The sequence below is a fragment of the Pseudomonas sp. R9.37 genome, assembly GCF_963878885.1.
Classification (GTDB): domain Bacteria; phylum Pseudomonadota; class Gammaproteobacteria; order Pseudomonadales; family Pseudomonadaceae; genus Aquipseudomonas.
On the sequence record NZ_CAWNZA010000011.1, the window covers coordinates 773,126 to 780,182 of the forward strand.

Below are 7,057 nucleotides of genomic sequence, written 5' to 3' on the forward strand. Positions count from 1 at the left end.
TGTTATTCGACGGCTTTGACCATGTCTTCGATGACCTTCTTGGCATCACCGAAGACCATCATGGTTTTGTCCAGGTAGAACAACTCGTTGTCCAGGCCCGCGTAGCCGCTGGCCATCGAGCGCTTGTTGACGATGATGGTCTTGGCCTTGAACGCCTCAAGGATCGGCATGCCGGCAATCGGCGAGTTAGGGTCGTTCTTGGCGGCCGGGTTGACCACGTCGTTCGCGCCCAGCACCAGTACCACGTCGGCCTGGCCGAACTCGGAGTTGATGTCTTCCATCTCGAACACCTGGTCATAAGGCACTTCGGCCTCAGCCAGTAGCACGTTCATATGGCCAGGCATACGGCCCGCCACCGGGTGGATCGCATACTTCACGGTCACGCCGCGGTGGGTCAGCTTCTCGGTCAGCTCTTTAAGCGCATGTTGCGCACGTGCCACCGCCAAGCCATAGCCCGGCACGATGATCACGGTGTCGGCGTTGGTCAGCAGGAAAGTCGCGTCGTCGGCAGAGCCGGATTTGACCGGGCGCGCTTCTTTCGAACCCGCAGGACCCGCCGCATCGGCTGTGTTGCCGAAGCCGCCGAGCAGTACATTGAAGAACGAGCGGTTCATCGCCTTGCACATGATGTACGACAGGATCGCGCCGCTGGAGCCTACCAGCGAGCCGGCGATGATCAGCATCGAGTTGTTCAGCGAGAAGCCGATACCCGCCGCCGCCCAGCCGGAGTAGCTGTTGAGCATCGACACGACGACCGGCATGTCGGCGCCGCCAATCGGGATGATGATCAGCACCCCAAGCACAAACGCCAGGGCCAGCATCAATGCGAAGGCGCTGAGGTTGCCAGTGAACATGAACGCCAGGCCCAGACCCAGGGTTGCAAGGCCCAGCACCAGGTTCAGCTTGTGCTGGCCGCCGAACTGTACCGGTGCGCCCTGGAACAGGCGGAACTTGTATTTGCCCGAGAGCTTGCCGAAAGCGATCACCGAGCCGGAGAAGGTGATGGCACCGATGGCCGCGCCGAGGAACAGTTCCAGGCGGTTACCGGCAGGGATCGAGTCGCCCAAGTGTTTGACGATGCCCAGGGATTGCGGCTCGACCACGGCGGCGACGGCGATAAACACTGCGGCCAGGCCGATCATGCTGTGCATGAAGGCCACCAGCTCGGGCATCTTGGTCATTTCTACGCGCTTGGCCATGATTGAACCGGCGGTGCCGCCGATCAATAGGCCGACAATGACGTAACCAATGCCTGCTGTAGCCAACTCTGCGCCCAGCTTATAGATGAGGCCCACGGTGGTCAGCACCGCCAGCGCCATGCCGAGCATGCCAAACAGGTTGCCGCGTCGCGACGTAGTGGGGTGTGACAAGCCTTTAAGGGCCTGGATAAAGCAGATCGACGCGATCAGGTAGAGCGTCGTTACAAGATTCATGCTCATTACTTCGGCGCCTCTTCTTTTACTTTCGGGGCTTTTTTCTTGAACATCTCGAGCATCCTGCGCGTTACCAGAAAGCCGCCGAACACGTTGACCGCCGCCAGAGCCACGGCCAGAGTGCCCATGGTCTTGCCCAGGGGTGTCACGGTAAGGGCCGCCGCCAGCATGGCGCCGACGATCACAATCGCCGAGATCGCGTTGGTCACGGCCATCAATGGCGTGTGCAACGCGGGGGTGACGTTCCAAACCACGTGGTAACCGACGTAAATCGCCAGCACAAAGATGATCAGGTTGTAGATACCGGGGGAGATAAGCTCTTCCATCGTCTGAATCCCTGCTTAGGCGTTTTTACGGATGACTTGGCCGTCGCGGCACATCAGGCACGCGGCGACGATGTCGTCTTCGAGGTTGATTTCAAACTGCCCTTCCTTGGTGAAGACCAGCTTCAGGAAGTCCAGCAGGTTGCGTGCATACAGAGCAGACGCATCAGCAGCGACTGCGCCGGCCAAGTTGGTCGGGCCGCAGATGGTCACGCCGTTTTCCACGATCACCTGATCGGCGACTGTCAGCGGGCAGTTACCGCCCTGGGCTGCGGCGAGGTCGATGACCACGGAGCCGGGTTTCATTTGTGCGACGGTTTCAGCACTCAACAGGGTCGGTGCCTTGCGGCCCGGGATCAGCGCGGTGGTGATAACAATGTCGGCTTGCTTGGCGCGTTCGTGCACGGCCAGGGCCTGGCGCTGCATCCAGCTGGAAGGCATGGGGCGCGCATAACCGCCGACGCCGACGGCGCATTCGCGTTCTTCATCGGTTTCGTAGGGCACGTCGACAAACTTGGCACCCAGGGATTCGATCTGCTCTTTTACTGCCGGACGCACGTCGGATGCTTCGATCACTGCGCCCAGGCGTTTGGCCGTGGCAATCGCCTGCAAGCCTGCAACGCCAGCGCCGAGGATCAGCACGCGCGCGGCTTTGACGGTGCCGGCGGCAGTCATCAGCATCGGCATGAAGCGTGGGTAGTGATGGGCTGCCAGCAATACCGCTTTATAGCCGGCGATGTTCGCTTGCGATGACAGCACGTCAAGACTCTGGGCCCGCGAGGTGCGCGGTGCAGCTTCAAGGGCGAAGGCCGTAACGCCGCGCTCGGCGAGTTTGGCGATGGTTTCGTTGCTGAACGGGTTGAGCATGCCCACCAACACGGTGCCGCTTTTGATCAGCGCCAGTTCGCTGTCGCTGGGGGCAACCACCTTGAGAATCAGCTCGGCACCCAACGCATCCTCGGCACTGCCAATGGTTGCGCCTGCCGTTTCATAGGCACTGTCCACGACACTGGCTTTAGTGCCTGCACCGCTTTGAACCGTGACCTTATGGCCCTGGCCGATCAGCTTCTTGATGGTTTCCGGGGTGGCAGCCACCCGCGTTTCACCGGTCTGGGTTTCGAGAGGAACACCAATGTGCACGTCAAATCTCCTGCATGATCTTTTTGCTTTTGATCTTTTTGTAAAAAGGCCAGTGCACCGCGAGTGGCGCAACTGGGGCGGCCGATCAGCACGATCCCGCCGAAATGACAGCGGGGCGCGGCATTTTGCAGGCGAACTTTACGGCCATCAAGGGATTATGACGGGTGACGAAAAATTAACTACAAGTCACCCTGTGACTGATTGTCGCAATGCCCTTTAATAACCGCTTCAAATACAGGTGTTTAGAGGGGTTCAGGCTGTTTTTAGACTTTTTACAATTGTCGCGGTGAATGGGCGGGCATTGGCTGCTCATCGGCGCTGCAAGCCATGTGGATCATAGCTTCGCGCCGGATTTCTGGCTGGCAGGTACAGTCTGTGTAAATGCGACATATCCGTACATCTGTAGGATTTAGAATTTCCTGACTACAGGGTCAGTAAGTGGCGTCGGGCCTTTAAACATTGGGGTTATAGCGCTGTGATTGATCAATTAACCAGTCTCTGAAGGCGTGCAGTGAGGCGGATTCGACTTTTCTATCGGGAATCATCAGGTAGTACGCCTTCGAGCTGCTGAGAGCCTCGGTGCTTGCGATCACTAATTGCTTCTCCTCAAGCTCGCGCTGGATAAGGAATGGCGGAATCAGCGCAATGCCCATGTCATGCATGGCGGCCTGAGACAACATCGAGAATAGCTCGTAACGTGGGCCTGTCATGTCACGGGGTATGTTCAGTTGTTGCGCGCTGAACCACTGGCGCCAGGCGTATGGCCGAGTGGTTTGCTGCAGTAGCGGCAATTGCGCGATCTGCTGAGGGCTGAAGTGGTCACGGTCACCCAGCAAGCGCGGGCTGCACACCGGCAGCGGATTTTCCCCCATCAAGCGGTGGGACTCGGTGCCGGACCAGTCCGCATCGCCGAAGTAGATCGCAGCATCGAATTCGGTATCGGCAAATAGAAACGGGCGCGTCCGGTTGGTGAGATTGACGGTCACCTCTGGGTGCTGTCGTTGAAAATCTTTTAGTCGAGGGATCAGCCATTGCGTGCCGAAGGTCGGCACCACGGCCAGTTCAATGACGTTGGCGCCCTGCTGTCCCATTACAGACAAGGTGTCGCGCTCTACGGCGTCCAGTTGCATGGCGACACGCCGGCTATAGGACAGGCCCGCTTCCGTCAGTTTTACCCCGCGCCTTGAGCGCCGAAATAGCTCGACACTCAAAAACTCTTCAAGGCTGGCGATCTGTCGACAGATGGCGCCTTGAGTGATGGAAAGCTCGTGCGCCGCCTTGGTAAAGCTCTCGTGGCGGGCCGCAGCCTCAAAGCTGACCAAGGCCGTCGTACTGGGAATTTTTCTGCGCATGTACGGAGTACTCACTTATAAAGCGCGTCTGCGCCCTTCTCAGTCGTTTCGGAGTGAGAAATTAGCACAACCCTATGCAGAAACCTCGTTTGCCCTCTGCGTCTGCCCAGCCTAGGCTGCATCCACGACTTCTGATTTTTTCCGCGAGGGCTTATTCATGGCTGGTAAGGCAAGCTTCAACTGGATCGATCCGCTGCTGCTGGATCAACAGCTCACCGAAGAAGAGCGCATGGTGCGTGACAGTGCTGAGCAATTCGCCCAGGACAAGTTGGCGCCGCGTGTGCTCGAAGCCTTCCGCCATGAAAAGACTGACCCGGCGATCTTTCGCGAGATGGGCGAAACCGGCCTGCTCGGCGCGATGATCCCTGAGCAGTACGGTGGCAGTGGCTTGAATTACGTCAGTTATGGACTGATCGCCCGTGAGGTCGAGCGTGTCGACTCCGGCTATCGCTCGATGATGAGTGTGCAGTCGTCACTGGTCATGGTGCCGATCAACGAATTTGGTACCGAGGCGCAGAAGCAGAAGTACCTGCCGAAGTTGGCATCCGGGGAATGGATCGGCTGCTTTGGCCTGACGGAGCCTAACCATGGTTCTGATCCGGGCGCGATGATTACGCGGGCGCGCAAGGTAGACGGCGGCTATAGCCTGACTGGCGCCAAGATGTGGATCACCAATAGCCCGATCGCCGATGTGTTTGTGGTATGGGGCAAGGACGATGCCGGGGATATCCGTGGTTTTGTCCTTGAGAAGGGCTGGAAGGGTCTGAGCGCTCCAGCGATTCACGGCAAGGTCGGCTTGCGGGCCTCCATTACCGGTGAAATCGTCATGGATAACGTATTTGTGCCGGAAGAAAACATTTTCCCGGATGTGCGTGGTTTGAAAGGGCCTTTCACCTGCCTTAACTCGGCGCGTTACGGCATCTCCTGGGGCGCGCTGGGTGCTGCCGAGTTCTGCTGGCATACCGCTCGCCAGTACACCCTGGATCGTCATCAGTTCGGGCGTCCATTGGCGGCAACCCAACTGATCCAGAAGAAGCTGGCCGATATGCAGACCGAGATCACGTTGGCGCTGCAAGGGTGCCTGCGTCTGGGGCGCATGAAGGATGAGGGAACGGCGGCGGTTGAGATCACGTCGATCATGAAGCGCAACTCGTGCGGCAAGTCCCTGGATATCGCCCGTATGGCGCGTGACATGTTGGGTGGCAACGGTATTTCCGATGAGTTCGGGGTGGCGCGCCATTTGGTCAACCTGGAGGTGGTCAACACCTATGAAGGAACGCATGACGTGCACGCCTTGATTCTTGGGCGTGCGCAAACCGGTCTTCAGGCGTTCTATTAATAGGAGCACGGTATGGGCGCGCTTTCACATCTGCGGGTGCTGGACTTATCGCGAGTGCTGGCGGGCCCCTGGTCCGGGCAGATCCTTGCGGACCTTGGGGCTGAAGTGATCAAGGTCGAGCGGCCTGGTAATGGCGACGACACGCGTGCATGGGGGCCGCCCTTTCTCAAGGATGCATTTGGCGAGAACACCAGTGAAGCGGCGTATTACTTGTCGGCCAACCGTAACAAGGAGTCGGTGACTATCGACTTCACGCGACCGGAGGGGCAGAAGCTGGTGCGTGACCTGGCGGCCAAGTCCGACATCCTGATCGAGAACTTCAAGGTGGGTGGTCTGGCGGCATATGGGCTGGACTATGAATCGCTGAAGGAGATCAATCCCGAGTTGATCTATTGCTCGATCACAGGCTTTGGTCAGACGGGGCCTTATGCGACGCGCGCGGGTTATGACTTCATGATCCAGGGGCTGGGTGGCCTGATGAGCCTGACCGGTCGGCCAGAGGGTGACGAAGGGGCCGGGCCTGTGAAGGTGGGCGTGGCGTTGACCGACATCCTGACCGGGCTCTACTCGACGGTGGCCATTCTCGCAGCGCTGGCCCATCGCGATCATGATGGTGGCGGGCAGCACATTGATATGGCGTTGCTGGATGTGCAGGTGGCATGCCTGGCTAACCAGGCGATGAATTACCTGACGACAGGTATTTCGCCAAAGCGTTTGGGCAATGCTCATCCCAATATCGTGCCTTATCAGGATTTCCCCACGGCTGATGGTGACTTCATCCTCACGGTGGGTAACGACGGGCAGTTTCGCAAGTTCGCTGAAGTGGCGGGTCAGCCTCAATGGGCAGAGGATCCGCGCTTTGCTACTAATAAGCTGCGGGTGGCTAATCGCGCAGAGCTGATTCCGTTGATTCGCCAGGCTACGGTCTTCAAGACCACGGCTGAGTGGGTATCGCAGCTGGAGCGAGTGGGTGTGCCTTGCGGGCCTATCAATGACTTGGCACAGGTGTTCGCCGACCCACAGGTCAAGGCGCGGGGGCTGGCGATGGCATTGCCGCACGCGTTGGCGGGGATGGTGCCTCAGGTAGCGAGCCCGATCAGGCTGTCCAAGACGCCGGTTGAGTATCGTAGCGCGCCTCCCCTATTGGGGGAGCACACGGTTCAGGTGCTGCAAGGAGTGCTTGGGCTGGGGCCGGCGAGTGTGGCTGCTTTAAAGGAAGCGGGGGTTATATGAGCGGTTCCCTCTATATAGAGTGTGTGAAGCGCTCCATATCGGTCGTTTTTTAATCAATCCTAACTAATTGATAGAAAAGCAAAATTAAGGGTTGACGGCAGATTCTGGAAGTCTATAATTCGCCCCACTTCCGGCGCAGTCGAAACGGAAAACTCCTTGGTAAACAAAGAGTTACGCAGAATTCGACAGCGAGTTGCTTCAGTTCATCGAAGCCCAGAAGGAGTTGGTAGAGCAGTG

General features: G+C 58.4%; 6 protein-coding genes. 2 read left to right on the forward strand and 4 right to left on the reverse strand.

What is annotated here, in order from left to right; all coding sequences use genetic code 11:
• Nucleotides 1-2 precede the first annotated feature (2 nt).
• From AACU78_RS10210 to AACU78_RS10225, 4 genes are all read right to left on the reverse strand, one after another.
• Complete coding sequence (locus tag AACU78_RS10210) at nt 3-1,439, reverse strand: NAD(P)(+) transhydrogenase (Re/Si-specific) subunit beta (protein WP_106576064.1); 1,437 nt, start codon at nt 1,437-1,439, stop codon at nt 3-5.
• Nucleotides 1,439-1,759, reverse strand: coding sequence for an NAD(P) transhydrogenase subunit alpha (locus AACU78_RS10215; protein ID WP_003187417.1), 321 nt, complete (start codon nt 1,757-1,759; stop codon nt 1,439-1,441). The genes AACU78_RS10210 and AACU78_RS10215 overlap by 1 nt, the downstream gene beginning before the upstream one ends.
• Before the next feature lie 15 nt (nt 1,760-1,774).
• Entirely contained in the window at nt 1,775-2,896 is a 1,122-nt protein-coding gene (locus AACU78_RS10220) for a Re/Si-specific NAD(P)(+) transhydrogenase subunit alpha (RefSeq protein WP_106576065.1), read from the reverse strand.
• 452 nt (nt 2,897-3,348) lie between these two features.
• A complete protein-coding gene (locus tag AACU78_RS10225; protein WP_106576066.1) occupies nt 3,349-4,248 on the reverse strand; it encodes a LysR family transcriptional regulator in 900 nt (299 codons plus the stop codon).
• A gap of 157 nt (nt 4,249-4,405) precedes the next feature.
• On the opposite strand from AACU78_RS10225, the gene AACU78_RS10230 reads away from it, so the two are divergent.
• On the forward strand, nt 4,406-5,587 hold the full coding sequence (locus tag AACU78_RS10230) for an acyl-CoA dehydrogenase (protein WP_053253703.1): 1,182 nt from the start codon (nt 4,406-4,408) through the stop codon (nt 5,585-5,587).
• A gap of 12 nt (nt 5,588-5,599) precedes the next feature.
• Nucleotides 5,600-6,820 carry a CaiB/BaiF CoA transferase family protein gene (locus AACU78_RS10235; RefSeq protein ID WP_106576067.1) on the forward strand — a complete coding sequence of 407 codons (1,221 nt, stop codon included), beginning with the start codon at nt 5,600-5,602 and terminating at the stop codon, nt 6,818-6,820.
• The last annotated feature ends 237 nt before the right edge of the window (nt 6,821-7,057 follow it).